This is a genomic window from Roseateles sp. GW821-FHT09G03 (assembly GCF_059416045.1).
This window is the reverse complement of sequence record NZ_JBWKOK010000007.1, coordinates 79,497-106,190: the sequence shown is the minus strand read 5'-3', so window position 1 is coordinate 106,190 and position 26,694 is coordinate 79,497. Positions and strand designations below refer to the sequence as shown.

The 26,694-nt window shown below is 69.5% G+C and carries 15 protein-coding genes and 1 tRNA gene; 9 read left to right on the top strand and 7 right to left on the bottom strand.

Annotated features, from left to right (window positions below):
* The first annotated feature begins 64 nt into the window (after positions 1 to 64).
* The 3 genes from AC07OZ_RS23470 (at position 65) to AC07OZ_RS23460 (ending at position 1,459) form a co-directional block, all read left to right on the top strand.
* Positions 65 to 682 (top strand): glutathione S-transferase N-terminal domain-containing protein, encoded by a 618-nt coding sequence (locus AC07OZ_RS23470; RefSeq protein ID WP_067276593.1) that lies wholly within the window; start codon positions 65 to 67, stop codon positions 680 to 682.
* 14 nt (positions 683 to 696) lie between these two features.
* Positions 697 to 1,251, top strand: a complete 555-nt coding sequence (locus AC07OZ_RS23465) for a ClpXP protease specificity-enhancing factor (RefSeq protein ID WP_495469481.1) — start codon at positions 697 to 699, stop codon at positions 1,249 to 1,251.
* A gap of 132 nt (positions 1,252 to 1,383) precedes the next feature.
* Positions 1,384 to 1,459: transfer RNA gene (locus AC07OZ_RS23460), tRNA-Thr, on the top strand.
* Between the two features lie 87 nt (positions 1,460 to 1,546).
* Here AC07OZ_RS23460 and AC07OZ_RS23455 read toward each other — a convergent pair.
* A complete protein-coding gene (locus AC07OZ_RS23455; protein WP_495469480.1) occupies positions 1,547 to 1,882 on the bottom strand; it encodes a hypothetical protein in 336 nt (111 codons plus the stop codon).
* A gap of 256 nt (positions 1,883 to 2,138) precedes the next feature.
* Here AC07OZ_RS23455 and secA point away from each other — a divergent pair, with 256 nt between their 5' ends.
* The 3 genes from secA (at position 2,139) to argJ (ending at position 7,667) form a co-directional block, all read left to right on the top strand.
* Positions 2,139 to 4,898 (top strand): preprotein translocase subunit SecA, encoded by a 2,760-nt coding sequence (gene secA / locus AC07OZ_RS23450; RefSeq protein ID WP_495469479.1) that lies wholly within the window; start codon positions 2,139 to 2,141, stop codon positions 4,896 to 4,898.
* A gap of 317 nt (positions 4,899 to 5,215) precedes the next feature.
* On the top strand, positions 5,216 to 6,331 hold the full coding sequence (locus tag AC07OZ_RS23445) for an FxDxF family double-cut PEP-CTERM protein (protein WP_495469478.1): 1,116 nt from the start codon (positions 5,216 to 5,218) through the stop codon (positions 6,329 to 6,331).
* Positions 6,332 to 6,437: 106 nt separating this feature from the next.
* The gene (gene argJ / locus AC07OZ_RS23440; RefSeq protein WP_495469477.1) at positions 6,438 to 7,667 is read left to right on the top strand and encodes a bifunctional glutamate N-acetyltransferase/amino-acid acetyltransferase ArgJ; all 1,230 of its coding nucleotides are present in this window, start codon (positions 6,438 to 6,440) and stop codon (positions 7,665 to 7,667) included.
* A 67-nt stretch (positions 7,668 to 7,734) separates the two neighbouring features.
* On the opposite strand, the gene AC07OZ_RS23435 is transcribed toward argJ, so the two are convergent.
* Positions 7,735 to 9,129, bottom strand: a complete 1,395-nt coding sequence (locus AC07OZ_RS23435) for a hypothetical protein (RefSeq protein WP_495469476.1) — start codon at positions 9,127 to 9,129, stop codon at positions 7,735 to 7,737.
* A 165-nt stretch (positions 9,130 to 9,294) separates the two neighbouring features.
* On the opposite strand from AC07OZ_RS23435, the gene AC07OZ_RS23430 reads away from it, so the two are divergent.
* Positions 9,295 to 10,269, top strand: coding sequence for a response regulator (locus AC07OZ_RS23430; protein ID WP_495469475.1), 975 nt, complete (start codon positions 9,295 to 9,297; stop codon positions 10,267 to 10,269).
* Positions 10,270 to 10,326: 57 nt separating this feature from the next.
* Here AC07OZ_RS23430 and AC07OZ_RS23425 read toward each other — a convergent pair whose 3' ends face one another.
* A complete protein-coding gene (locus AC07OZ_RS23425; protein WP_495469474.1) occupies positions 10,327 to 13,905 on the bottom strand; it encodes a hypothetical protein in 3,579 nt (1,192 codons plus the stop codon).
* Between the two features lie 141 nt (positions 13,906 to 14,046).
* Between AC07OZ_RS23425 and AC07OZ_RS23420 the strand changes: the two genes are divergently transcribed.
* Positions 14,047 to 15,327, top strand: coding sequence for a class I SAM-dependent methyltransferase (locus tag AC07OZ_RS23420; protein ID WP_495469473.1), 1,281 nt, complete (start codon positions 14,047 to 14,049; stop codon positions 15,325 to 15,327).
* Here AC07OZ_RS23420 and AC07OZ_RS23415 read toward each other — a convergent pair.
* Positions 15,276 to 17,810: a hypothetical protein gene (locus AC07OZ_RS23415; protein WP_495469472.1), complete on the bottom strand. Its 2,535-nt coding sequence runs from the start codon at positions 17,808 to 17,810 to the stop codon at positions 15,276 to 15,278. The genes AC07OZ_RS23420 and AC07OZ_RS23415 overlap by 52 nt on opposite strands.
* A gap of 101 nt (positions 17,811 to 17,911) precedes the next feature.
* Between AC07OZ_RS23415 and AC07OZ_RS23410 the strand changes: the two genes are divergently transcribed.
* The gene (locus AC07OZ_RS23410) at positions 17,912 to 20,344 is read left to right on the top strand and encodes a membrane-bound PQQ-dependent dehydrogenase, glucose/quinate/shikimate family (RefSeq protein ID WP_495469471.1); all 2,433 of its coding nucleotides are present in this window, start codon (positions 17,912 to 17,914) and stop codon (positions 20,342 to 20,344) included.
* A gap of 399 nt (positions 20,345 to 20,743) precedes the next feature.
* Here the strand turns inward: AC07OZ_RS23410 and AC07OZ_RS23405 are convergent, their stop codons facing one another.
* The 3 genes from AC07OZ_RS23405 to AC07OZ_RS23395 all read right to left on the bottom strand — a co-directional run bounded on the left by AC07OZ_RS23405 (position 20,744) and on the right by AC07OZ_RS23395 (position 26,673).
* Positions 20,744 to 21,295 (bottom strand): hypothetical protein, encoded by a 552-nt coding sequence (locus tag AC07OZ_RS23405; protein ID WP_495469470.1) that lies wholly within the window; start codon positions 21,293 to 21,295, stop codon positions 20,744 to 20,746.
* Between the two features lie 186 nt (positions 21,296 to 21,481).
* Positions 21,482 to 23,689, bottom strand: coding sequence for a prolyl oligopeptidase family serine peptidase (locus AC07OZ_RS23400; protein WP_495469469.1), 2,208 nt, complete (start codon positions 23,687 to 23,689; stop codon positions 21,482 to 21,484).
* Between the two features lie 635 nt (positions 23,690 to 24,324).
* Positions 24,325 to 26,673, bottom strand: a complete 2,349-nt coding sequence (locus AC07OZ_RS23395; RefSeq protein WP_495469468.1) for a TonB-dependent receptor — start codon at positions 26,671 to 26,673, stop codon at positions 24,325 to 24,327.
* Between the last annotated feature and the right edge of the window lie 21 nt (positions 26,674 to 26,694).

Below are 26,694 nucleotides of genomic sequence, written 5' to 3'. Positions count from 1 at the left end.
CGTTGAACTGTGTTGTTTGTAGAAATCGATGAAGCCGAGAGGCTTCGATCAGGAGTCCACTGCCATGATGGTGCTTTATTCCGGAACCACTTGCCCCTACTCGCACCGTTGCCGGTTCGTGCTGTTCGAGAAGGGCATGGACTTCGAGATCCGTGACGTCGACCTGTTCGCCAAGCCCGAAGACATCGCGCTGATGAATCCGTACAACGAGGTGCCCATCCTCGTGGAACGCGACCTCATCCTGTATGAGTCGCACATCATCAACGAGTACATCGACGAGCGCTTCCCGCATCCGCAGCTGATGCCCGGCGACCCGGTGGCCCGCGCCCGCGTGCGCCTGTTCCTGTTCAACTTCGAGAAGGAACTGTTCGCCCACGTCAACGTGCTGGAGAACCGCGGCCAGACGGTCAAGCCGACCGAGAAGCAGCTGGAGAAGGCGCGTTCGCAGATCCGCGACCGTCTGACGCAGCTGGCGCCGATCTTCCTGAAGAACAAGTACATGCTGGGCGACGACTTCTCGATGCTGGACGTCGCGATCGCGCCGCTGCTGTGGCGCCTGGATTACTACGGCATCGACATGTCGAAGAACGCCGTGCCGCTGCTGAAGTACGCCGAGCGGATCTTCTCGCGTCCGGCCTACATCGAGGCGCTGACGCCGTCCGAGAAGGTGATGCGCAAGTAATACACTGGCTCCCCATGGATGACAGCAAGGACGGCGGCGGTCTCGCCGCCAGCTCGACGCGGCCGTACCTGATCCGCGCCCTGCACGAGTGGTGCACCGACAACGGGTTCACGCCCTACGTCGCGGTTCACGTGGATCGCACGGTCCAGGTGCCGCTGGAGTACGTGAGCAACAACGAGATCGTGCTCAACGTCGGTTTCGACGCGACCAGCAACCTGGACCTGGGCAATGAACTGATCCAGTTCAAGGCCCGGTTCGGTGGCGTGGCGCGCGAGATCATCGTGCCGGTCGATCACGTGGTCGCGATCTATGCGCGCGAGAACGGCCAGGGCATGGCTTTCCCGCCGCCGTCGGCCGACGATGCCGTCGCGCGTCAGCCGGCGTCGCCGAGCGCGCCGCGCGGTCTGCGGCTGGCCTCGGATGTGAACGGCGGCAGCAATGCCGGCGGCGCGCCGCAAGGCGAGTCCAAGCCGGAGCCGGTCGCGCCGGCGGCCACGACGCCGCCGGACGACGACGATCCGGGCGCTGGTCCGTCGGGCGGCCGCCCGGCGCTCAAGCGCATCAAGTGATCGTCTGAGCCCTCGTCCAAGTGCGGGGGGCGAGTGGAGGGAGAAGGCGCGGTTTTTCGATCCGGACCCCTCGAAGCTGCGTCTAGAATGCAGCCCGCGTCGCAGCTTCTGCGGTGCACCAGTTTTCCTTGTGCCGGCTTAGCTCAGTTGGTAGAGCAACCGCCTTGTAAGCGGTAGGTCATCAGTTCGAATCCGATAGCCGGCACCATCGAACACACAAGCGCACGCTTGTTCCGAAGCCCCGTTTCGTCGCCTGACGAGCGGGGTTTTGTTTTTTCCGCATCCGCGGCGGAAATCAGGACTGCCGCACGCGGATCCGGAGCTCGCCCTCGAGCAGCAGGCCTTCCTCATGCAACAGGCGCAGCAGGGTCGGCTGCAGGTGCCGCAGCTTGGCCGCGATGGCGGCGTTGTCGGCGACCAGCGTCCATCCCTGCTCGTCGAGCGTGCCGGCCTGGACGAAGCGCTTCATCGCACCGGGCAGCGCGACGCTCACGGCCGCCAGATGCCGCCGCGACAGGGCCAGTTGGTTCCCCAGCCGCGCCAGCATCCCGTTCTGCGACATGGCCCGGCCGAAGTCCAGCGGATCGGGCGCGTCGGGCTTGACGCGAGGGGGCAGATAGCGGGTGGCCATGGGCGGGCAGTGTAGTCCCGCCGCTGGGAAACCCGGAGTCCGCCGCCGGTCCGGCGCGGTGGGCGCCGCCCGGTGCCGCCAGGGGCCGGGTGCTAAACTCCGCCGGTTTTTCTCCGCGCAGACGCTTGCAACCCGAGGCTCCTGTCCTCATGTTCACCGGTCGCGCGGCGCTGCCCTCATCAGGCCGCCCACGAGGCGGTCCGCCGGGCGTCCAGGCCCGGTCGACCGGGCCTTCCACAGAACTTCAAAAAGCCGCATGTTGCCCAAGCTTTTGACCCAGATTTTCGGCAGTCGCAACGAGCGCCTGCTCAAGACCTATCGCAAGGACGTCGAGCGCATCAACGCGCTGGAACCGCAGTTCGAGGGCCTGAGCGACGACCAGTTGCGCGCGAAGACCGAGGAGTTCAAGCAGCGCATCGCCAACGGCGAGACCGTCGACGACATCCTGCCCGAGGCCTTCGCCGTCTGCCGCGAGGGCAGCAAGCGCGTCCTCAAGATGCGCCACTTCGACGTGCAGCTGATCGGCGGCATGGTCCTGAACGCCGGCAAGATCGCTGAAATGCGCACCGGCGAAGGCAAGACGCTGATGGCGACGCTGCCGGTCTACCTGAACGCGCTGACCGGCAAGGGCGTGCACGTCGTGACGGTCAACGACTACCTGGCCCGCCGCGACGCCGAGTGGATGGGGCGCCTGTACCGCTTCCTCGGCCTGACCGTGGGCATCAACTACTCGGGCCTGCCGCGCGACGAGAAGCAGGCCGCCTACGGCGCCGACGTCACCTACGGCACCAACAACGAGTACGGCTTCGACCACCTGCGCGACAACATGGTCTACGAGGTCCGCGACCGCGTGCAGCGCAGCCTGGCCTACGCGATCGTCGACGAGGTGGACTCGATCCTGATCGACGAGGCGCGCACGCCGCTGATCATCTCCGGCCAGGCCGAGGACCACACCCAGATGTACGTGGCGATCAACGCGGTGTCCCCGCAGTTGAAGCGCCAGGTCGGCGAGCTGGATCCCCGCACCGGCGAGGGCGTGATCGAGCCGGGCGACTTCACCGTCGACGAGAAGTCTCACCAGATCTACCTGACCGAGGACGGTCACGAGAACGCCGAGCGCCTGCTGGGCCAGGCCGGTCTGCTGGCCGAAGGCGCGTCGCTGTACGACGCCGCCAACATCACGCTGATGCATCACCTGTACGCATCGCTGCGCGCACACCACGTGTATCACCGCGATACCAACTACGTCGTGCAGAACGGCGAAGTCATCATCGTCGACGAGTTCACCGGCCGCCTGATGACGGGCCGCCGCTGGAGCGACGGTCTGCACCAGGCCGTCGAGGCCAAGGAAGGCGTGCAGATCCAGGCCGAGAACCAGACGCTGGCCTCGGTCACCTTCCAGAACTACTTCCGCATGTACGGCAAGCTGTCGGGCATGACCGGCACGGCCGACACCGAGGCCTACGAGTTCCAGGAGATCTACGGTCTCGAGACCGTGGTGATCCCGCCGAACCGTCCGACGGTGCGCAAGGACGAGCTGGACCTGGTCTACAAGACGACCAAGGAGAAGTACGACGCCGTCACGCAGGACGTTCGCGACTGCCACGAGCGCGGCCAGCCGGTGCTGGTGGGCACGACCTCGATCGAGAACTCCGAGAAGGTCGCCGAACTGCTGACCAAGGCGGGTCTGCCGCACCAGGTGCTGAACGCCAAGCAGCATGCCCGTGAAGCGGACATCATCACGCAGGCCGGCCGTCCGGGCGTGATCACGATCGCGACCAACATGGCCGGCCGCGGTACCGATATCGTGCTGGGCGGCAGCATCGAGAAGGACGTCGTCGCCATCGAGAACGACGAGGCGCTGTCCGAGTCCGACAAGCACGCGAAGATCGCCGCGCTGAAGGCCGACTGGCAGAAGTTGCACGAGCAGGTGAAGGCCGCGGGCGGCCTGCGCGTGATCTCGACCGAACGTCATGAGAGCCGCCGCATCGACAACCAGCTGCGCGGCCGCTCGGGCCGCCAGGGCGACCCGGGTTCGTCGCGCTTCTACCTGTCGCTGGACGACCAGCTGATGCGCATCTTCGCCGGCGACCGCGTGCGCGCGATCATGGACCGGCTCAAGATGCCCGAAGGCGAGGCGATCGAAGCCGGCATCGTCACGCGCTCGATCGAGAGCGCGCAGCGCAAGGTCGAGGCCCGCAACTTCGACATCCGCAAGCAGCTGCTCGAGTACGACGACGTGTCGAACGACCAGCGCAAGGTCATCTACCAGCAGCGCAACGAGATCCTCGAGGCGCAGGAAGTGCTCGAGCAGATCACCCATCTGCGCAAGGGCACGCTGACGGATGTGGTCCGCGGCTTCGTGCCCGAGGAATCGCTGGAAGAGCAGTGGGACCTGGCCGCGCTGGAGCGCGTGCTGCGCGACGAGTGGAAGCTCGAGGTGCCGCTGGCCGAGATGCTCAAGAAGAGCGAGACCCTGACCGACGAGGACGTGCTGGACGCCGTGCTGAAGGCGGGCGAGGTCTCGTTCCAGGACAAGCTGGACCGCGTCGGGCTGGAGCAGTTCACGCCGTTCATGCGCATGGTGCTGCTGCAGAGCATCGACCAGCACTGGCGCGAGCATCTGGCCTCGCTGGACTACCTGCGCCAGGGCATCCACCTGCGCGGTTACGCCCAGAAGAACCCGAAGCAGGAATACAAGCGCGAGGCCTTCGAGCTGTTCTCGCAACTGCTGGACGCGGTGAAGCTGGAAGTGACCCGCGTGCTGCTGAACGTGCGCATCCAGTCGCAGGAGGAGGCCACGGCGGCCGCCGATGCGATCGAACAGCGCGCCGAGAACGTCGGCAACGTGACCTACACGCATCCGAACGAGGACGGCTCGATCTCGCAGGATGCGGCACCGGTCGCGGGCGGGACCGAGGCGATTCCGGCCGAGTGGGGCCACGTCGGTCGCAACGACCCCTGCCCGTGCGGCAGCGGCAAGAAGTTCAAGAGCTGCCACGGCAAGCTGGCCTGACCGGTCGCTGCTCCTGACATCGACGGCGCCCTGCGGGGCGCCGTTGTCGTTTCCGGCGTTGAACCCACCTTCGATCCGGCTTGGTTCGATCCGGCTTGGAAAAGGCGCCGGGGGTCAGTCCTTGCGTGACGGATTCACGGGCCGCCCGTCGCGCCCGGCCGACGCATCGCGCTCGCGATGTGCGCTTTCTCACGGCGCAAGCGCGGGGGCGCGTTGCTCCCCCCGTGGCGAGGGGGACACCGTACAGAACCCCCTCGATAGAGTCCGCCGCATCGACCTGCCGCCGCGGGTCTCCAAGGTCTCCGGACCGCACCGCCATGACGCTCACGACCCGTCTCCTTGCTGCTGCCGCCACCGCCATCCTGACCGCCGCCGCCGCGTCCGCCGCGTCCGCCGCGCTGGCCGCGCCGGTGACCGCGGCCCAGTCCGTCGCGCTCCAGCAGGGCGCGAGCGCCGACACCAAGACGGCCGGCTTCAGCATCGTGCACTCGACGGCCGGCGAGTTCGTCGACACCTTCACCTTCTCCGGCATCGACCGCTGGGGCATGGTCAACGCCAGCCTGACGACGATCGGCATGTCGACTGCGTTCGACATCAACTTCGTCAGCGCGGTGCTCAACGGCGCGACCTACAACTTCACGCGCTCGACGATGGGCGGCTACAGGAACGCGCTCGAGATCGCCGCGCTGCCCGACGTGCGCCTGAGCGGTCCGCTGGTGCTGACCGTGCGCGGCTACGCCGGCCAGGGCCTGGCGGCGGGCACGCCGATCAGCGCGAGCTACTCCGGCACGATCAACGTGACGCAGGTCCCTGAGCCCGGCACGCTGGCGCTGGCCGTGCTGGCGCTGCTGGGCGGCGGCCTGATCGTGGCCCGCCGTCGGCAGGCGCTGGTCCGCGGCGGTGCCGCGGCGGCGCTGCTGGCCGTGGCCGCGACGGGCGCTCACGCGGCCGACTGGAACCAGAACGTGCCGCTGGCCGGCGCGGGCAGCGGCCTGACCGCCGCGCCCTTCGCGATCCACACCGAAGTCGGCAGCTTCATCGATACCTTCCATTTCAGCTTCACCGGCAGCGGCTGGGTGGATGCGTCGCTGATCACCGTGTTCTCGGGACAGTCGCAGCAGATCAGCTTCAGCGAGGCCACGCTGAACGGCCAGGCGCTGTCCATCGGCGCGCCCGACAGCGACGGCAACGGCACCAGCTGGATCAGCGCCAGCCTGCCCAGCAAGCTGCTGGCCGGCGACTACACGCTGATCGTCAAGGGCTACGCGGGTGGCAACCTGGCGGCCGGCACCAACGGCATCTCGGCCAGCTACTCGGGCACCTTCAACGTGCTACCCGCCAGCGCCGTGCCGGAGCCGCAGAGCTACGCGATGTTCATCGGCGGTCTCGTGCTGGTGTCGCTGATGCTGGGCAAGCGCCGCCGGAGCCACTGAACCGCAGCGGATCCGCAGCCGCCCCGACCGACGCCCCGCCTGCCGGGGCGTTTGTCATTGCGCGGCTCCTACAATCGCGGCCATTTCCCCACGGACGTCCTTCACCATGCCCGTCAACCTGACCGCTCCCGATCCGCAAGCCCTGCTGCCCGTCCCCGGCGTCCGCCTGGGCGTCACGATGGCCGGCGTGCGCAAGGCCAACCGCCGCGACCTGACCGTGATCGCGCTGGACGAAGGCGCCAGCGTCGCCGGCGTGTTCACCGCCAACCGCTTCTGCGCCGCGCCGGTCCAGGTCTGCCGCGAGCACCTGGCCGCCGGCACGGCGATCCGCGCGATCGTGATCAACACGGGCAATGCGAACGCAGGCACCGGCGCGGACGGTCTGGCGCGCGCGCGCCAGACCTGCGACGCACTGGCCGCCGAACTGAAGCTCGACGCCAGGCAGGTGCTGCCGTTCTCCACCGGCGTGATCATGGAAACGCTGCCGGTCGACCGCATCGTCGCCGGCCTGCCGGCCGCGATCGCCGCGCTGAAGGCCGACAACTGGGCCGAGGCCGCCGCCGGCATCATGACCACGGACACGCTGCCCAAGGCCTGCTCGAAACAGGTCACGATCGGCGGGAAGACGGTCACCATCTCCGGCGTCTCCAAGGGCGCCGGCATGATCCGTCCGAACATGGCGACGATGCTGGGCTTCGTCGCCACCGACGCGGTCCTCGCGCCCGAACTGCTGCAGCCGCTGGTCAAGGAAGCGGCGGACCTGTCCTTCAACCGCATCACCATCGACGGCGACACGTCGACGAACGACTCGTTCGTGCTGATCGCGACCCATCAGGCCGGGCACGAGCGCATCACCTCGCTGACCAGCGCCGAAGGCCGCGCGCTGCGTGACGCGGTGGTCGCGGTGTCGCAGCAGCTGGCGCAGGCGATCGTGCGCGACGGCGAGGGCGCGACCAAGTTCATCTCGGTGGTGGTCGAGGGCGGCAAGGACGAAGCCGAATGCCGCAAGGCCGCCTACGCAATCGCGCACTCGCCGCTGGTCAAGACCGCGTTCTTCGCCAGCGATCCGAATCTGGGGCGCATCCTCGCGGCCGTCGGCTACGCCGGCATCGACGACCTCGACCAGAGTCTGATCGATCTGCACCTGGACGACGTCCACGTCGTCACGCAGGGCGGCCGCCGGCCCGAGTACAGGGAAGAGGACGGCCAGCGCGTGATGAAGCAGAGCGAGATCACCGTGCGCGTGGGCCTGAACCGGGGTCCGGCCCAGACCACGGTCTGGACCTGCGATTTCAGCCACGAGTACGTGACGATCAACGCCGACTACCGCTCTTGATCGTTCTGGATCGACCGGTCCCGGAGGGTCAGTCCTGAAGGGGCAGAACGGCGCTGAGCGGCCCTGATCAGAAGTCGACGGCGCGGGTCCCGCGGATGCCGCGGGCCAGCAGCGTGGCGTTGATCAGCTGAGCTTCCTCGCGGCTGCCGAAGGGCCACACGGCCGCGCGCCAGCCGTCCTTGGTCAGGAAGACTTCGCCGTTCGGGACGGTCTTGCCGCCGAGCGTGGCGGCGATCATCTCGCGCATGCGCGCCAGCTGCGCTTCGGCGTCGGCCTTGTTCTTGTGCGGCTGGCTCACCAGCGCCACCAGCTTGGCGCCGGGCGCGCCATCGTGCTTCATGAGGCTGCCCAGGCCCGTCTCGTCGACACTCACCCGGCGCTCGGCCTCGGTGCCCGTGGCGGAGGCCCCCGGCTTTGCCGGATCGGCCGATGCCGTCGCGCCGGCCGACGCCGTCTGCGCGGGCGGTGGCGCGTCCTTGGCGCGTTCGGCGCCGGCCTGCAGCGTCGGACGGATGTTCGGGATCACGCCGGCGGGCGTCGATGCGGCAGGCGCTTCCGTCGCTGCGGGGACGGATGCCGCGGCGCTCGCGGCCGAAGCCGGATCGGTGGCCGCCACGGCGGAGGCGGGCGTCGAAGCCGCGGGGGCCGCTTGCGCGGACCGTGCCGCCTGCTCGGCCAGCGCCGCCGCGGAGGCGGCCTGCGCGGCGGATGCGGCGGACGCCGTCTCGGCGGCCGCCTGGGCCGCCAGTGCCTCCTTGGACGGCTTCGACGAGGGCCACAGCGCCCAGATCGCGGCCACCAGGACCAGGGCCGCCACGCTGCCGGCAACGCCCAGCCGCGCGGGATCCAGCGCGCGCTGTCCCAGCACCTGGTCGCGACGCCCCACGAGCACGCGTCGCCGCGCGGGGCCCGCATCGAAAGCGGCACTCAGCAGCACCAATTCCATCGGCCATGCACCAGGCTGGTTCGCATCGGCGGCCAGTGCGCGTTCGTCGATGTCGACGCGGCGCAGCGGCAATTCGTCAGGCGCGGTGGTGAAGCCGTTGTCCAGGGCCATCGCCGCGACGGCGGGCGTCTTCAGGCCGGGAATGAATTCCTCGATCCAGGCGGGCCGCGGCCCCGAAGCCGCGGCCTGGCGTTGCCAGGGCAGGCGACGCTTCGGTGGCGGGGGCGCGACCTCGGCGGGCGCGCCGCCTTCGAGGCTGGGTTCCTTGGGCAGCGCCTGCGCCATGAAGGGCAGGGCCACCGCGCCGACCGTGTGGATGTCGGCGATGCCGAGCCGGCGCGCCAGCGGATGCTTGTTGTGCCAGTTCACCAGCAGCCAGGCGACGACATCGGGCGACGGCCCTTCCCACGGCGCCGCGGGTGCAGCGGGTGCGGCGGGCGGAGCGACAGGGGCGGCGGCCTCGCCGGAGGGCGGGGCGGTCGGATCGATGTCGGGCGTGGCGGGGGTATCGTCCATGGCGCCGGCCATTGTGCGTCAGCGCTCGCGGCCTCGATCGCGGCGGGACCGGGGTGATCGCCCCGGAGTTCGCGGCTTGGTCCCCGCTTCATTCCGCCTGCGTCCGGTGTCATCCCGTCATCGCCGTGCTTGAGGGGCGGGCACGGGACTTGTATGGTGAAGGACATGCCCACCCCGCCCACCGCCGACCTGCCCGCAGCCCGTCACGAGGCGCCGGCGCGGCTCCTGGTCGTCCAGTCCCTCGCGGTCCAGCCGCTCGCGGCGGTGCTGGAAGAGAGCGGCTACGAGCTCCTCCGCGCCGCCGATGCGATCGCGGCGATGGACGGCCTGGCCGCGGGACCGGCGCTGGTGATCATGGACATGGAACTGCCCGAGCTGCCCGGCGACGGCCCGCTGGAACTGTTGCGGCGCCTCGGCGGCGGCGGCATCCCGGTGTTGACGCTGAGCCGGCCGCGCGATGCGCTGCGGCTCGGCGCCCTGCTGGCGGCGGGGGCCGTGGAGTGCCTCGTCAAGCCGGTGAGGATGAGCGACCTGCTCGCGCGCGTCGAACGCCTGCTGCACCCGGTGTCCGCGGCGGCGCCGACGGCACCGCGCCGGCCCACGGCCAGCATGACGGTGCGGGAACGCGACGGCCATTGCGCCTGGCAGACGCCGCAGGCGCGCGGGCTGATGGCAGCGTACTTCCCGCCGCCCTGGTCGGAGCACGCGCGCCTGCCGCCGGAGGTGCTGGCCTGGCTGCACCGCGAAGCGCTGCGCCGTCGCGCGGGCGCTCCGCCCTCGTCGCTGACGATCGCGCCGCCGTCGGGCGCGCCCCGGCAGCGCCTGAGCTTCGCGCTGATGGCGGCCGACGCTGCCGTCATCGGCGACGGGCACTGGCTGCTGGTGCTGCACGAGGCCGACGAGGCCGCGAGCATCGCGAAGCTGGCCAAGGCGCTGGACCTGCCGCTGCCGGACGCGGAGCTGCTGTTCGGCCTGCTCGGCGAGCCCGCGCCGGACCAGCAGGCCCGGGCGCTGGGGCTGGGGGAGCCCGCCTATCGCGTGCGCCTGGAGGAGTTGTGCCGGCGCCTGGACGTGCCCGATGTGGATCGGGCGCGGGAACGGGCGCGCTCCGCCCTGGGAACGGCCGCCATCGCCGGATGAAACCGGAAGCGGCTGGACAAGCCGCTGGACTCGTGACCTTCGATGGGGCGGCCGGGCTCAGCGCCCTGGCGGGCCCTGTGCCGGATCGAGCGCCGCCAGCTCATCGGCGCTGAGCCATCCCCGCTGCCCGCAGCGCAGCAAGGCCTGGCGCCAGACCTCGAGGCAGCGATCATGCCCCGCGGCCACTGCGGCGTCGCGACCGGGGCGCTCGTCCTCGTCGTACGCGGGAAGCAATTGCCGCAGCGCGCCGTCCTCCAGCAGTCCGCCGGCGTGTGCCAGCAGGACGGCGTCGAGCCAGACGCTCAGCGCCACGTCGTGCCCCTGCGCGAAGGCGAGGTGGGCACCGGTGCGGCCGGAAGCGGATCTGGCTTCCAGCATGCGCTGGACCAGCGCCTTCGGAAACCGGGCTTCCCGCCCGGCTCCCAGCATCGCCTTGGCGAGCGCGTCCATCACGTCGGGACGGTTGCGCTCGAAGGCGATCAGCAGCGGAGGCGGGCCGTCCTGGCCTTCCAGCCGGAGGCGCAACACGGCCCGGTCGATCCAGCGCCGCGCGACGGCGGACACCAGCGCCTGGAGGACGTCGGTGAGCCCGGGATATCGAACCGTCGTCGTGGCGATGTCGTCCAGTTCGTCGATGTCGAGCGCGGCCGCCAGCGCGGGCGCATGCAGCGCGTGCTGCCGCAACGGCCATGACGCGAGTTCGTCCAGGCAGTGCGTCAGCATCGAGCGATCCTCCAGGCTCATCAACCGGCCCAGCAGCGAGGGCGAATCCCCGTGCCGCTTCGACAGCAGCGCCTGCAGCTGCGAGGGGGACAGGCTCTGGTCCTCGACGAGCGCGCGAAGGCCTCGCAGGTAGCGTTTCAATGCGGGCCAGGCGTCGGGCGGAGCGCCGTCGGCAAGAGGCCGGATCAATGCGCCATCGGCGTGGCGCAGGGGCAGCCAGTCGAGCTGCTCCGGCGACATCGGCCTTGCGCCCGTGACGGCGGATTGCACCAGACGCATGTACCGGTCGATGGCGCCTGCGATCCCATGCGCGAAGGCTTCCGCGAGCGCCGGCACGCCGCGGACGCTCTCCGCCCGCATCAGGAGGCGGGCCTGGACCGCAGTCAAGGTCCCTTGCGTCTGCATCTGGAGGATGTGCCGCCAGTAGGTGCCGACGGTGTCCAGGTGACCCTGGCGCAAGGCGAGCGCCAGGGGACCGGTGCCGTCGCCTTCGCCTTCGCCTTCGCCTTCGCCTTCGCCTTCGACGTCCGGCGACGGACCGGCGCGCAAGGCCTCGATGGCCTGGTCGAGCGACAACTGCCCCTGCTGCAGCGCGGCGGGGACGCCGCTGAGATACCACGACAGCGACATCGTGGCGCCCCGAGACAGCGCCTGACCCAGGGCCGTCGGCCCCGGCCCGCCATCGGACGCGTGGAGCATCCGTTGCATCCACTCGCCATCGTGGCCCTCCCTGCTGCAGAGGGACAGCAGACCGATGAGCACGACCCGGACAGTGGCCCCCCGGTTGTCCGCCATGGCCGCGCGGAAGGGCGCCTCCAGGACGGCCTCAGAAGGGGCGGAGGACGCATCCTCTTCCTCCTCCTCCGGTTCGCGACAGAAGGCCTCGGGCGTCATCAGGAATCGCCCGATCTGTTCCGTGTCCAGGCGCCCGCCTTGATGGAGCCTTCCCACGGCGTCCAGGATCATCGACAGACGCGGGGCGTGCGCGTCCTGCATCATGAGGGATCGCAGCCAGTGCGGCCGGGCCGCGGGGGCGCTGAAGATCGCCTCGGCCAACAGGGGACCCCGGACCTTGTCGGCGGCAGCCGCCGCTTCCACCAGCTGCAGGTACTGTCCCAGCACATGGGGGTTGGCGTGCAGCAGCAACGGGCGGTCCAGCCGGTCGGCCCTGAGCGACGACAGCAGCGCGGCGAGCGTCGGCGTGTCGAGCAGGGCCAGCCCGCGCGAGAGCGAGCTCAGGTAGGCGTGCGCCGCCTCGTCCTCTTCTGCCACGAGATGGCGCAGGTAGTGCGACAGCATGGCCCCGCGGCTCCAGAGCTGTCGACTGCGTTCCTGGCCTGCGGCGTGCAGCAGGGCGATGACGAAGTCGGCGTCGGCCCGGAGTTCGTTCACGTCGATCAGCATCTGGGCCATGTCGTCGGTCAGCGCTTTCTGCCAGCTCTGGAGGCACCAGGATCGGAAGCGGTCGTCCCCGAGGCGCTCGGCCAGTTCGCGGGCGTCGCCCCAGCGACCGAGCCAGCCGTGCGGCAGCTCCATGAGCTCGTCCCTGGACGCGTTCCGCAACATGACTCCGAACAGGGCACTTCGCTCGCCGGGCTCCAGGCGTTCCACACGGACGTCGGGCGAGGGGTCCCGCAGCAGGCCCGCGCGTTCCGCGCGATGGAGATGGCGCGCTTCGGGCAACGAGTCGACGGCGATGTCGCCCATGCCCGCCCGCTTGACGGCCAACTCGTCGTCGATGAGGACCACGCGCCGCGGGCCGCGTTGACCGGCCCACTCGTACAGCGGCCGCTCGCGCGGCGGCACGGTCAGGCCCTGCGCGGCGAGGTTGCGGCGTATCTGGACCGTCACCAGCGTGGCATCGCCGTGAAGCGCCGGCGCTCCGCTCCGCGTGCGGATGAAGGCGTCCATCGTGAGCGGTCCGTACGCCGCTTCCATGCCCTGGACCAGCATCGAGAGCCGGGCGCAGTGCGAGGTCGTGCCGTCCGGCGCCGGGCGCGTCCCCGCCATCAGGTCGAGTGGTTCGCCGCCCAGCCAGGTCCTGAGATCCGACGACACGCTCGACAGGCAATCGTCCGCCAGTTGTCGCGCCACGCGCAACGGGGTGAGGGTCTTCACCAGACGTGCCCGCAGCGGTTCGACCAGGTCCGCGACACGCCCGTCGTAGGAGATGAGCCCATCGTCCCGGCGCGGTTCCCGGCCGGACAGCCGGAGTTCCGCGATGGTGGCGGCGACGACGTGGACCTCCAGCGACTGCATCCGCCGCTGCCCCGGTCTGAGCGGCGTGTGATGCTCGACCTGGAGGGCTTCCTGCTCCAGGACATTCCTGATCGCGGCGCTCGCGCGCCGGCGCAGATTGCCGTCGCGCAGGATCTCCAGCGCGTCGTGCGCGCGAGCGAGGTCATTGACGACGCGCATCCCGCACAAGTACATGCCGGCGATCATCCGACGGAAGATCGTGCGCCGTTCTTCCTCGGGCAGACCGTCGTCGGCGATGCCTGCGGCGCACGCGGCCAGCAGTCGCTTGCCGCGTCCGAAGAGCTGGGGCAGGTAGGCCTCGTGGAAGGCGCCGTCGTTGTCCAGCAGATGTCGCTGGAACTCCGTCAGCGCCGCGTGAGGGAGACGATGCCGCGTGGCGAAGGCCTTGAGCGCGTCGATCGAGGCTTGCATCTGCGCCCGCGCGCGCGGCCAGTCGGGACCGGCGCGGAATGCGATGAACGCCGGCGGCAGGGCCGTGGCGCTGCAGGGGCCGTTGTAGTCGACCGCGCCCGTGGAGGCGCTGACGTCGCCGCGCTCATCTTGGTGACTCTGCTCGTCGCGGTCGGCAGGGCCGGTGTCGGCGGGCACATCGTCGGTGTCGACGAACAGCGTGGGATCGAAACCGAACGGGAACGCGGCGCCAATGGGTTGCATGCCCGGTCAGTGGCGCGGGCGCCGCGCTCGTGTTTCGGAGCGGTTTCCGCGTTTACAGGTGATCGTCCAGCGGACATCCGTCGGCCCTGCATCACGCATTTCGCTTTGGCGGGACAATCGCGGCTTCCCCCAGGACCATCGATGTTCAGTTCCCTCCTTGCCCCCGATGCCGGCGCCGCCTCGCCCGACGCGCGCGAGCGCTTCCTCCGCCTGCTGCGCACCGCGCTGGCGGAGCGCCGTTTCCAGCGCCTGCTGCTGAACCGTCACGAGGGCGAAGACACCTCGATCGAGCGCCTGACCGTGCGCGACATCGAGCTGCGCGGCGAACGCGCGCTGAGCTTCCTGTGGCGGCACAAGACGAGGGACGTCACCAAGAACCACCCGCTCGAGGAGGGCCTTGCGCTGATCGACGGCCTGCTGGGGCACGACTTCCAGCAGGCGCACCTGGACACGCTCGGCGAGGAGGTGCAGCTGCGCTTCAGCCGCAAGGGCAAGCCGCTGCTGCAGGTCGGGAAGAAGGCGGGCGCCACCGTCGCCGACGCCGGGACGGACGCGGGCGGCGCGACGGCATCCGGCGGACACGACCGCGCGAAGCCCCGCGAGCTCTCCGCCGACAGCCCCTTCTGGCGTGACCTCGGCGTCACGCACGAGATCAAGGGCCAGCCCGCGCTGGTGCCGGCGATGGCGCGCAAGTGGAAGCAGATCAACAAGTTCATCGAGATCTTCGGCGCGGCCGTCCGCAAGGCGGGTCTGGACGAACCGGGCACGCCCGTGCGGCTGGCCGACTTCGGCTCGGGCAAGGGCTACCTGACCTTCGCGATGCACGACTGGCTGCGCGCGCAAGGCCTGGCACCGCGGGTGCAGGGCGTGGAGCTCAAGCAGGACATGGTGGCGCTGGGCAATGCCGCGGCGGCGCGGCACGGGCTCGAGGGCCTGAGCTTCGAGCACGGCGACGTGCGCGAGCGCGGCGACCAGCCGCTGGACGTGATGGTCGCGCTGCATGCCTGCGACATCGCGACCGACTACGCCATGCACTTCGGCCTGCGCAGCGGCGCGCGCATCATCATGTGCGCGCCGTGCTGCCACAAGGAGATCCGCCCGCAGATGACGACGCCGGCCGCGCTGCGGCCGCTGCTGCAGCACGGCATCCACCTCGGCCAGGAGGCGGAGATGGTGACCGATTCGCTGCGCGCGCTGCTGCTGGAGCTGATGGGCTACGACACGCAGGTCATCGAGTTCATCGCGCTGGAGCACACCAGCAAGAACAAGATGGTGCTGGCCGTGAAGCGCCCGCAAGACCCGACCCCGGCGCGCCGCGCGGAGCTGCTGGCGCAGCTCGAGGAGATCAAGCGCTTCTACGGCTTGCGCAGTCAGGCGCTGGAGACGCTGCTGCGGGTGGACGGCAGGCTCGAAGCGGCCTGAACCTGAGCCTGGGCGGCCAGCCGGCCCGGGAGCGCCGCGCGCCACGCGTGGAGGTCGGCCTCCGCCGCGGTGCCGCCGCGCTCCGCGGCCACGCGCAGCAGGGCTTGGGGTTCTCCGTTGGGCAAGCCCGCCGCGGTCAGCAGATCCGTCGGCCACAGCACTTCCGCGGCACATGCCGCGTCGAGTCCGGCGAGGTAGCGGGTCAGTGCGCCGCGTACGAATGACTCTTTCACAGGGGACAAGGCCTGCTCCGCTTCCCGTGCGTCGGACAGCAGGATGCGCCGTGCCGCCGCACTGTCGAGCAGGTCCTCCCGGACCCTGTCGGTCACCCACTCGAACAGACGGCCCACCAGGTCGGATTTCCCCGAGAGCAGCGCGGCGCTCATGAGCGGCGACGACACGGGATAGCCAGCCTTGCTGTTCACCTGGAGCAGGCCGGCGGTCTCTTCCGGGTCCAGATCGAGCTGGATCGCGAGCTGACGGATCAGCGCGAGTTCAGCCAGCAGACGTTGCGGCGTGCTGTAGTAGAAGGCCGTCTCCAATGCGGCGGACAGGCCCCCATATTCGTTCAGCAGCGGCGCAGTCAATCGCCGTGCAGGCCCCTTGCGCAGCGCCAGCAATGCGACGACCAGGGTGTCCCACGCCGGGCCGGCCACGCTCGATCGATCGCTCTCCAACGGATGGGCGTGCTTGAATTTGAGCAGAGGGCCCCTCGCGGCGGCAATGGGTACGGCGGGCCCGAGTTGTCGCGCCATGCGGCGGAGCAATCTGAGTTGAGGCGGGCGACCATAGGCCGCCGCGTCCCCATCCTTGTCCCGCCCCCTGAACCGCGACTCGGTGTTCAAGAATCGATCGCGTACCGCCTGTTCATGCAACTGGCGCTGCCAGCTGTCCGTGAAGCCCTCGACCTCCCAGGCCTCCAGCAGGGCTGCAAGCGGGGCACTGCTGTGGCCGCGGAGCAGCAGATGCAGCGCCTCGTCCAACGCGTCCGCTTCCCACGTCGATGCGCACTGGCTCAGCCATGTCGCGAGGGTCTCGTCGTCCAGCCCTTGGCGCTCGATGACCCTGTCGAGACCCTCGGCGGTCGGGAAGGCAGCGACCCGCTCGCGCGTGGCCTGCGGGTCCGATTGCGCGTGCGGCAGCGACTCGGCGAAGTCCCTCAGCGCCTGCCGGGTCCGCGTGTCGAGACCGCGAGGCAGTCCGCTGGGGCGCAGCAGTGCCTCGATCTCCTGCCGGCCCAGGAGGCGCCGCGGCGGGTTCAGTTCTTCGCCTGCCTCGTCGACGAGGGCGACGTACGGCCATCGGTTCTCGAACAGGACCGTGCGTTCGCGTCTGCCATGGAGGCGGCGCTCCTGGAGCACCAACTCCTGCGGCGGCGGAGCGATGCGCTGTTCTGCCATGTTGTGGCGGATGCCGATGGCCAGGACACGGGCGTCGTGGGTCAAGCCGCCGCTGAGACCGTCGTCATCGTCCAGCGCCGCAAACTGGTGGACATGCAGATCGCCGAACCGACGGACGAACGCTTGCAAAGTCGTTTCCAGCAAGGATCCGTGGGCGGGGTTGTCGCACAGCGCGAGCGGGCGTCCCTTCAAGCCTTCCTCCAGTTTCACGCGAACTTCCCTCAGGCAGTTCACGGCCAGCTCTTCCGCGATCCTTGTCATGTCCATGCGTTGCGTCAGGGCGGCGGCGCACCGCCTGATCTCGCCTGGAAAGGCGCGGACGTCGAGGATGAAGGTGTCCCTCACCTCGGACGCCCGTGAGAAGCCCGGCAGGTTCAAGGCGGCCGCGAACGGATCCAGCGCGTGCGGCGTCGAGAGATCATGGCCGGCGAGGCGGGCTTCGCGTTGCAGCAGCAACCTCAACTCGTTGAGCGCCGCGATGGAGTACGCGGACCAGACCGATTCTCCGAGCCCTCCAGCCAGGCCAGCGAGCCGCAGCGCCGCCCGTTTCAGCTCCGAGGCGTGTCGTTCCGCGCACTCTTCCAATCCCGTGAGGCGCTGGAGCGCATCGCAGCGGTGCTCCAACGGGATGTCTTCGTTGCCGAGATGCCCGGCCAAGGCTTCCAGATGCAGCTTGTAGTTGGGCCGATAGAGCTCGGTCTCACCGCTGACCTCGCACCCCGCGCGCTCCTTCCGGAAGTCGAGCAGGTGCAAGAGTTCATTCCTGGCCGTCGTCAGGCGATGTTTCTCGGTGAAGTCGAGGACGGTCGTGAAAGCCGTCTGCCATTCCCCGCGCGCGCGATCGCCTTCGGGACTCTCAAGGAACTGGCGGTTCTCCCTCATCAGCATTCCCTGCATCTGGCTGATCTCGGCGCCGCGCTGCATCTCCGGCGCATACGCCGGGGCCTGGCCGGCATCGGCGCCGCCGACCCGGCCGCCGTCGAGCCTGCGCGCCTCGGCGTGCATGCGGTCGAAGAACGCCGGTTCGAAGCTGTAGCAAGTTTGGATGACGGGCGTCCAGGACGATGAGGAGGGGAAGGTCATGAGGCTGTGTGCCTGCCGGGCCCGAACGGTTCCGCGACGCTGCCGGAATGAATCTTGCCGAGCGTCGCCATGGCCGTGCTTGCGGCGCTTCAGGCGACTTGATGTCCAACGTCCTTGCACCGTCCCCCGCCCCCGTCCCCTGGCTGGCCCGCGTCCTCGGCGCCGCGCTGCTGATCCTGGGTTTCGTCATGCTCGCCGCCGGCGGTCTGCTGGCCTCGCTCGGCGGCAGCTGGTACTACGCGTTGTCGGGCCTGGCCTGGGCCGTCATCGGCGCGCTGATGTGGGGGCGGCTGCGCGAGGCCGTCTTCGGCTACGCGCTGTACTTCCTCGCCACGCTCGTGTGGAGCCTCTGGGAAGTGGGCCTGGACTGGTGGCCGCTGGGCGCGCGGATCGGCGTGCCCTTCGTGATCGGCGCGGTGCTGCTCGCACTGGTGCCGACGATGCGACGTCACCTGCCCGTCGACGACCTCCGGCGCGTCGCGTGGCGCAGCCCGCCGGCCCTCGCGCTCGCGGCGGCGCTCGGGATCTTCGTTGTCGTTGCCGTGACGTCCTGGACACGCGATCTTCATTCGGTCGAAGGCACGATGCCGGCCAACGGCGCCGCACGTCCGCCGGGCGCGCCGGCCTCCGGCGCGGCGTCGGTGCCGGACGGGGAATGGCACGCCTACGGCCGCACCGGCTTCGGCCAGCGCTGGTCGCCGCTGGCGCAGATCACGCCGGCCAACGTCGGCGATCTCAAGCTGGCCTGGGACTTCCGCACGGGCGATGTCCGTGGCCGGCCCGGCGACCCCGTGGAGACCACCTTCGAGGTCACGCCGCTGAAGGTCGGCGAACGTCTGTTCCTCTGCACCCCCCACCAGACGGTGCTCGCGCTGGACGCGACCACGGGCCGCGAGCTGTGGCGCTTCGATCCGCAGGTGCGCGGACAGCTGGCGCTGCAGCATCTGACCTGCCGCGGCCTGTCCTACCAGCCGCCGCCGGACGCGATGGCGGCCGCGGGCGCGCAGCCGGCGGCCTGCGCGGCCAAGCTCTTCATGCCCACCGCGGACGCGCGGCTGATCGCGCTGGATCCGGTGTCGGGCAAGACCTGTCCCTCGTTCGGCCGGCAGGGCGCGGTGAACCTGATGGCCGGCATGCCCAACGCCCAGCCGGGCGCCTACTACTCGACCTCGCCGGTGGTGGTGACCCGCAAGCTGGTGATCGTCGGCGGCACGGTGCTCGACAACGCGTCGACGAAGGAACAGTCCGGCGTGATCCGCGCGTATGACATCGAGACCGGCGCGCTGGTCTGGAACTGGGATTCCGCGAATCCCGACGTCACTGCGCCGATCACGGCGGGGCAGAGCTACACGGCGAACTCGCCCAACAGCTGGTCGGTGGCCAGCGTCGACGAAGCGCTCGGCCTGGTCTACCTGCCGATGGGCAACCAGCCGCCCGACCAGTGGGGCGGCAAGCGCTCCGCGGCGGTGGAGAAGCACTCGTCATCGGTGGTGGCGCTCGATATCGCCACCGGGCAGGTGCGCTGGAACTTCCAGACCGTGCACCATGACCTGTGGGACTACGACGTGCCCGCGCAGCCGGTGCTGGTGGACCTGACGGTGAAGGGCCAGCGCGTGCCGGCGCTGGTGCAGCCGACCAAGCAGGGCGAACTCTTCGTGCTGGACCGGCGCGACGGCAAGCCGGTGTTCCCCGTGACCGAGACGCCGGCGCCGCAGGGCGCGTCGGCGGGCGACTTCAGCGCGCCGACGCAGCCGGTGTCGGCGATCTCGTTCAACCCGCCCGAACTGCGCGAGCGCGACATGTGGGGCGTGTCGATGTTCGACCAGCTCTGGTGCCGCATCGCCTTCCACAAGCTGCGCTACGAGGGCCGCTTCACGCCGCCGTCGGAGCAGGGCTCGCTGATCAACCCCGGCAACTTCGGCGTCTTCAACTGGGGCAGCATCGCCGTCGATCCGGTGCGCGGCATCGCGTTCACGACGCCGGCGGTGCTGGGCTTCACCTCGACGCTGGTGCCGCGGCGGGACGACACCTCGCTGCTGGTGCAGGACGGCGGGCCGCCGAAGGGCGCGCTGCCGGCGCTCAACGAGAACTTCGGCGCGCCGTTCGCCGCGAAGATGAAGCCCTTCACCTCGCCGCTGGGCATCCCCTGCCAGGCGCCGCCCTGGGGCACGGTGGCCGGCGTCGACCTGAACGAGGGCAAGGTCGTCTGGCGGCATCGCAACGGCACGGTGCGCGATCTCTCGCCGCTGCCGGTGCCGTTCAGGCTCGGCGTGCCCAGCCTGGGCGGACCGCTGATGACGGCCGGCGGCGTGGCCTTCCTGTCGGGCAGCATGGACGACTATGTCCGCGCCTACGACGTCAACGACGGCCGCATGCTGTGGGAAGGCCGCCTGCCCGCCGGCGGCCAGGCGACGCCGATGACCTACCTCGGCGCGGACGGCCGGCAGTACCTGCTGGTCATCGCGGGCGGGCACGGGTCGACCGGGACCAGGCCCGGGGACCACGTGCGCGCGTATGCGCTGGAGAAGCGTTGACCGGTGCCGAGCGGATCCGGCAACAGTGCCGAAAAAAAGCCCGGCCCCTCGTGGAGAGGCCGGGCAAGGGCGCTGTGACGCCGCCTGAACGTCCCGACTGCTGGGGGCGTGGTGCTGCGGCGTGGCGAATGGGGAGCGCTTGCGCGCCGGCCATGGGCGACCCGCTGGGGGACGCGGCCCGGGCGCGTGGATCGTGAGAACTCAGGTCCGCGGGGGCGGGACCGGCGCCGGGGCTGGCATTCCGGGGCAGGGACGCGGAGGCGTGGACTGCGGGGAGGCGGGCGTGCGGCGTGTCGTCATGCTTCGCATCATCGCCTTCGTCAAAGATTCCGAGACGACAAGAACAGGGCGCAAATCCGGTCAAACAAGTGGCCGGAAATCACGTCCATTTCCGCGCTTTCAGGGAAGCCGCGCCTGCCGCGCCGTGGGGCGCGGGTCCTGCGCATCGCGGATCAGCGCGAGGCCCCGTTCCCGGCTCACGAGGCCCGCCGCCATGAAGGTGTCGACTTGGCCGACCCAGCGGTCCGTGGCGGCGGCACGCGTCCGGCTCATCGGCGACATGGTCTGGCCCGCAAGCGTCGGCATGGCGGCGCCTAGCGTTCTCGCCACCTGGTCTTCCGGCCACGGTGCCCTGCCGGGAAAGCGCTTCTGCGACATCGCGGTCTTGAGAGAGACCAGGGCGGCCACATAGGGCGCCGCAGCGGGATTGGCGCGGCTCAGGTCGCTGTCGCCCAGCGCGCCGAGCAACTGCTGGAGGCACTTGGCGCCGTCGATCTCCTGCCGGTCGGTCAGGTCCCGCAATCGATCGATCGCCGTCCGGGCGCGATCCGGGTTGGCTTCCTGGAGCGCGATGCGCAGCTCTTCAGCCGGCTGCTGGTGGATGGGCCAGACGGGATCGTCGACGATCTCCCAGTCGTGGTCGATCGGGCGTCGGATGGTGGCAGGGCACATGGCATGCATGGAGACGTCGGAAGCAGTGGTTGGACTGATCAGTTGTCGCCTGCGCCTGCTTCGGTTCGCTCCATGATGTTTCCGGAAACGACAAACCCGGCGCGCATGACGCGGGCCGGGTTCGAGAACGATCCGGTTCGGTGCGCGCGAACGCACCGATGGGTCAGCGTGTCGCCATGACGCGCATCACTTGACGTCCATGCCGAACGTGTTCGCGATGAAGGCCAGGATGTCCGCGCGCTCCTCGATGATCTTGGAGGTCGGCTTGCCGGCGCCGTGGCCGGCCTGCGTCTCGATGCGGATCAACTTGGGCGCGGGACCGGTGTCGGCGGCCTGCAGCGTCGCGGTGTACTTGAAGCTGTGGGCCGGGACGACGCGGTCGTCATGGTCGCCGGTGGTCACCAGGACCGCCGGATAACGCGCGCCGCTCTTGATCGTGTGCAGCGGCGAGTAGGCCTTCAGCCACTGGAAGTCGGCGGCGTTCTCCGAGCTGCCGTAGTCCGAGGTCCACGCCCAGCCGATGGTGAACTTGTGGAAGCGCAGCATGTCCATCACGCCCACCTGCGGCACCGCGGCGCCGAACAGGTCCGGCCGCTGGTTCACGACCGCGCCGACCAGCAGGCCGCCGTTGGAGCCGCCGTTGATGGCGAGCTTCGCGGGCTGCGTGTACTTGCTGGCCACGAGGTACTCGCCGGCGGCGATGAAGTCGTCGAAGACGTTCTGCTTCTTGCCCTTGGTGCCGGCCTCGTGCCAGGCGGCGCCGTACTCGCCGCCGCCGCGCAGGACCGCCAGCACGTAGACGCCGCCCATCTTCATCCAGGTCGCGGCGGTGACGCCGTAGCCCGGTGTCATCGGCACGTTGAAGCCGCCGTAGCCATAGAGCAGCGTCGGGTTGGTGCCGTCCAGCTTCAGGCCCTTGCGATGGGCGATGAAGATCGGCAGCTTCGTGCCGTCCTTGCTGGTGACGAAGACGCGCCTGCTTTCGAACTGGTCCGCCTCGAACGCGGTCTGCGTGCGCTTGAACAGCTCGGCCTTGCCGGTCTTCGCGTCCAGGCGCCAGATCTCGCCGGGCGTGGTCAGGCTGGTGTAGCTGAAGAAGGTCTCGGGGTCGTTCCACTTGCCGCCGAAGCCGGCGGCGGTGCCGACGCCGGGCAGCTGGAGGTCGCGCACATGCTTGCCGCTGGGGGCGTGCACGCGCACCAGCGTGGCGGCGTCCTGCAGGTAGCTCAGCACCAGTTGGCCGCCGACGCCGTTGGCGGCGGTCAGCGCGTCCTTGGTCTCGGGCACGAGCGTGGTCCAGGTCTTGGGATCCTTGGCCGTCCAGTCCTTGTCCAGGTCGATCGCGATCAGGCGGCCGCGCGGCGCGTCCTTGTCGGTCTTGACGATCAGGCGCTGGCCGTCGAGCACCACGGGGCTGTACTCGGCATCGAAGCTGACGGTCAGCGGCACCGGCTTGGCGCCCGCATAGCCGCCCTTGCCGTCCAGCGGCAGCAGCATCAGGCCGTTCTTGCGGGCGGAGCCCTTCCAGACGTTGATCAGCGCGAGGCGGCCGTCGTCGGTGACCTCGACGTTGAAGCCCCATTCCTTCTCGGCGGGGTTCTCGACGACCAGCGTGTCGGCGGACTGCGGCGTGCCCAGGCGGTGGTAGTAGACCTTCTGGAAGTAGTTGGCGCCGGTGAGGGCGGCGCCTTCCTTGGGCGCGTCGTAGCGCGAGTAGAAGAAGCCCTTGCCGTCAGGGGTCCAGGACGCGCCGGAGAACTTCACCCACTCGATGGTGTCGTCCAGGTCCTTGCCGGCGTCGAGGTCACGGACCTTCCAGGTCTGCCAGTCGGAGCCGGCGCCGGCGGTGCCGTAGGCCATCAGGCGGCCGTCCTTGGACACGGCGCTGCCGGTCAGGGCGACGGTGCCGTCCTTGGACAGCGTGTTGGGGTCGAGCGCGACCTGCGGCGTGTCCTTCAGGCTGCGGGCGGTGTAGAGCACCGCCTGCTGCTGCAGGCCGTTGTTGCGGGTCCAGAAGTAGCGGCCGCCTTCCTTGTAGGGGACGCCGAACTTCTCGAAGTTGTAGAGATCGGTGTAGAGCTTGCGCGCGGGCAGGCGCTGCGGCATCGCGGCGAGGAACTTGTCGGTGACCGCGTTCTCGGCCTGGACCCAGGCCTTGGTGTCGGCGCTGTTGTCGTCCTCGAGCCAGCGGTAGGGGTCGGCGACGGTGGTGCCGTGGTAGTTGTCGGTCTGGTCGACCTTGCGGGTGACCGGGTAGGTCAGGCCTTGCGAGCTTGCAGCGGCGGTCGAGGCAGTGGCCGGGGCCGCGGTGGCCGGGGCGGTCTGAGCGGTGGCGGCCGTGCCGGCGCCGAGCCCGACCACCAGTGCGGCGGTCAACGAGAGGCGGGTATGCATGCGATGTGCTCCTGGAGTCGGGAAGCCGCCCCGCGGCTCGTGGCCGTGCGGGGCGGTGCGCGGGGATTGTGCCCCGCTGCCCTTGGGGTGCCTTTGGTCAGGGCGGGGAACTACGGGGTGGACGAACCGCGACGCCGTGTCGCCGCCGGGGCTGGCTCAAAGTGATCGTCTTTCGCGATCGACCGACTTGTCCGAGTCGTTTTGGGCTCTGGCTCGATTCCCGAGGTCCGGCCTCGTTCTCAGAATCCTGCATTCCCTCCTCATTGGAAAGTGCAGGTGCAGAATGAATGCTCAACTGGACCCCATCGATTTTGATCGTTCTGTTTTTGAGTCAGAGCCGGAGACGGACTTGCTGACTGTCCGCCTCGATGTCGCTCTGATTCGCAAGCTAGAGGTGGTCGCGGACCGTATCGGCCTCTTGATGGATGACCACGTGGCCGGCTATCTCGAAGAGGCGATCTTCATCAATAGCCGTGGGTTCTTCCATCCGGATAACACCAGGGCGTACAGGTATCGACTCATGCGAGAAGCTCGTCGATCCAATGCGCTTGGTCACGACCTGGCCCTCATGCAGGCCAGGCGGGAGATCGCGGAAGCGTTCGGAGCGAAGAGGTCTTCCGACCTCTCTAGCGGACTCAGTAATCCCACCTCGCCTCGAGCTGGAACGTCCTCCCCGGATACGGATGGAAGTTCCAGTACTGGTAGTTGTTGAGGTTGTCGATGCCGGCGGCGAGGGTCCACTGCCTGTCGATCTTCCACTGGGCCCGAACGTCGACGGTGAAGTACTTGCTCGCCGCCATGTAGGCGAAGCCGTTGACGTCGCTGTTGTCGAGCGTGCTGAACTGCTTGCCGCTGTAGCGCGCGCCCAGGCTCAGGCTGAGGTCGTCGCGCGCCTGCCATTGCGCGAGCATCGTGGCACGCCAGCGCGGCACGCGCGGCTGCCACTTGCCGATCGTGTCGCCCGGCACCGTCGCGTAGCCGGTATTGGCCAGGATGACCGAGTCGGCGAAGGTCACGCTGCCGGTCAGGGTCACGCGTTGCGGCAGACCCGCCGTGCCGCTGAGTTCGACGCCGCGCGTGCGCACGTGATCGATGTTCTGCACCGTGGCCGTCGAGACGGTCACGCCAGGATTGATCTGTGAATAGAGCGCATCCCGGCTGTCCTCATGGAACAGCGTGATCCTCAGCGCATCCCGACCTTTGCCGGTCCATTCGGCACTGAGTTCGCTGGTCCAGCTGCGCTCTGGCGTCAATGACGGGTTGTTGTTGATGAAGTCGCCGTTCGGGGCGAACCCGCCCTGGAACAGCTCGCTCACCGTCGGGAAACGCACCGCACGGCCGGTGCTGGCCTTGATCACCCACTGCTCGCTCAATCCGTAGGACAACGCGGCCTTGGGTGACCACGCCGTCTGCGATCGATCCGGGTGGGGGTGTGGCAACTGGTCCGCCAGCGTCTGCGTGATGCCGTCGAAGGCCTGCCAGTGTTCGCCGCGCAAGCCGAGCACGGCCGTCCAGTCCGGGGCGAAGCCCCAGGCATCCTGGACGAAAACCGCGCGGATGCGCGTGTCGCCCTGGAAGCGCGAGGTCTGCGCGCCGCCGGCGCTGTCGTGCCAGTCGCTCAAACCGAAGACTCGACTGCGCAGTCGGTATTGCTCCTGCGACACGCCCGCGTCGACCGTGTGATCGCTGCCGTCGGGCGTCCAGGTGAGCTTGCCCGACAGTGTGTTCCAGCCGGTGCCTGCCTGATCCGTGAGCCGACCGGCGTTGGGTGCCGCGCTGGTCGGCGCGTACGCCCGCGAGCGATCGGCGAGGTAGTCGTACAGGCTGCCCGACACCTCCCACCCGAGCCCGTCGCGAACGCGGCGCTTCAGCGAGATCGCATGCATGCGATGTTCGAGCTCGTCGCGCGTCTGCGGGAAGTCGTTCGCGCTCAGCGAGTAGCCCTTGCCGTCGATGCTGACCGGCTGTGTGATGCCGCCACCGGCGCGGTGATCGATCGCCCGTCCGTTCGCATCGGTCAGGAAGCTCTGCGAGCGGCCATCCGAGTCGTTGCTCCACAGTCCGAAGACATACATGGCCCGCAGGCCCGGTTCGAAGTCGTAGGCGAGCTTCAACTTCGCCTGATCCTGCACCGTGTCGTACTGCGTGCCGCTGCCCAGCAGGAGCCACGGCTGGTTGCTCCGGTTGAGTCCCCGGACCGCGCCGGTGACCGGCACGGCGCCGGCGACGGGTGCTGAGGAACTCAAGGTCCGCGTCGCGAAGGTCTGAGGCTGCCCCTCGCTGTCGGTGCGGCCGGCATGCAGCCACCACGAGAACGCCCCCTCGGCGCTGCCGATCGACGCGCTGGCCTGCTTCGCGTCGTAGTCGCGCTTGTGGCCGTAGAGGTCGTTGGGCTGATGGCTGTAGCCCACGCGCGCGTGCGCCTCGAAGCGCGTCGGCATGCGTGTCTGGTAGTCGACGACGGCCCCGACCGCATTGCCCGAGTACGCCGCCGAGAACGGCCCGTACATCACGTCCACGCGGGCGATCTCCTCCGGCGAGACCAGTCCCCACCGCGGCGCGAAAGTCGCGCCGTTGCCGAGCAGGTTGGACAGCAGGATACCGTCCGCATACACCAGCGAACGCGCGCTGTTGCCCGTCCCGGAGGCGCGCGTCGACAGCACCGCGTGGTTGTAGTCGCCGATGTAGCGCTTGCGCACCAGCAGGCTGGGCAGGTACTTGAGCGCGTCCTCGGCGTCTGTGGCGTTGATGTCGCGGGCGATGGCCTCGCCGGTGACGCCCTCCATCGTCGTGGGAATGCGGCTCGGGAGCGAGGTCGGCGCGGCACCGTCAACGCGGACGATGCCCAAGGTCTGGGCGCGGAGGGGGGCGTCGACGGCAGCGTCCTCCGCGGCGTTCACGGGCGTGAACGCGGCAGCGGAAGCGGACGCCAGCACCGTCAGCGCGCCGGCTCGAAGCCGACGCGCACGGGAAATGCTGTGCATGGAAAGGAACTCCAACGGAAA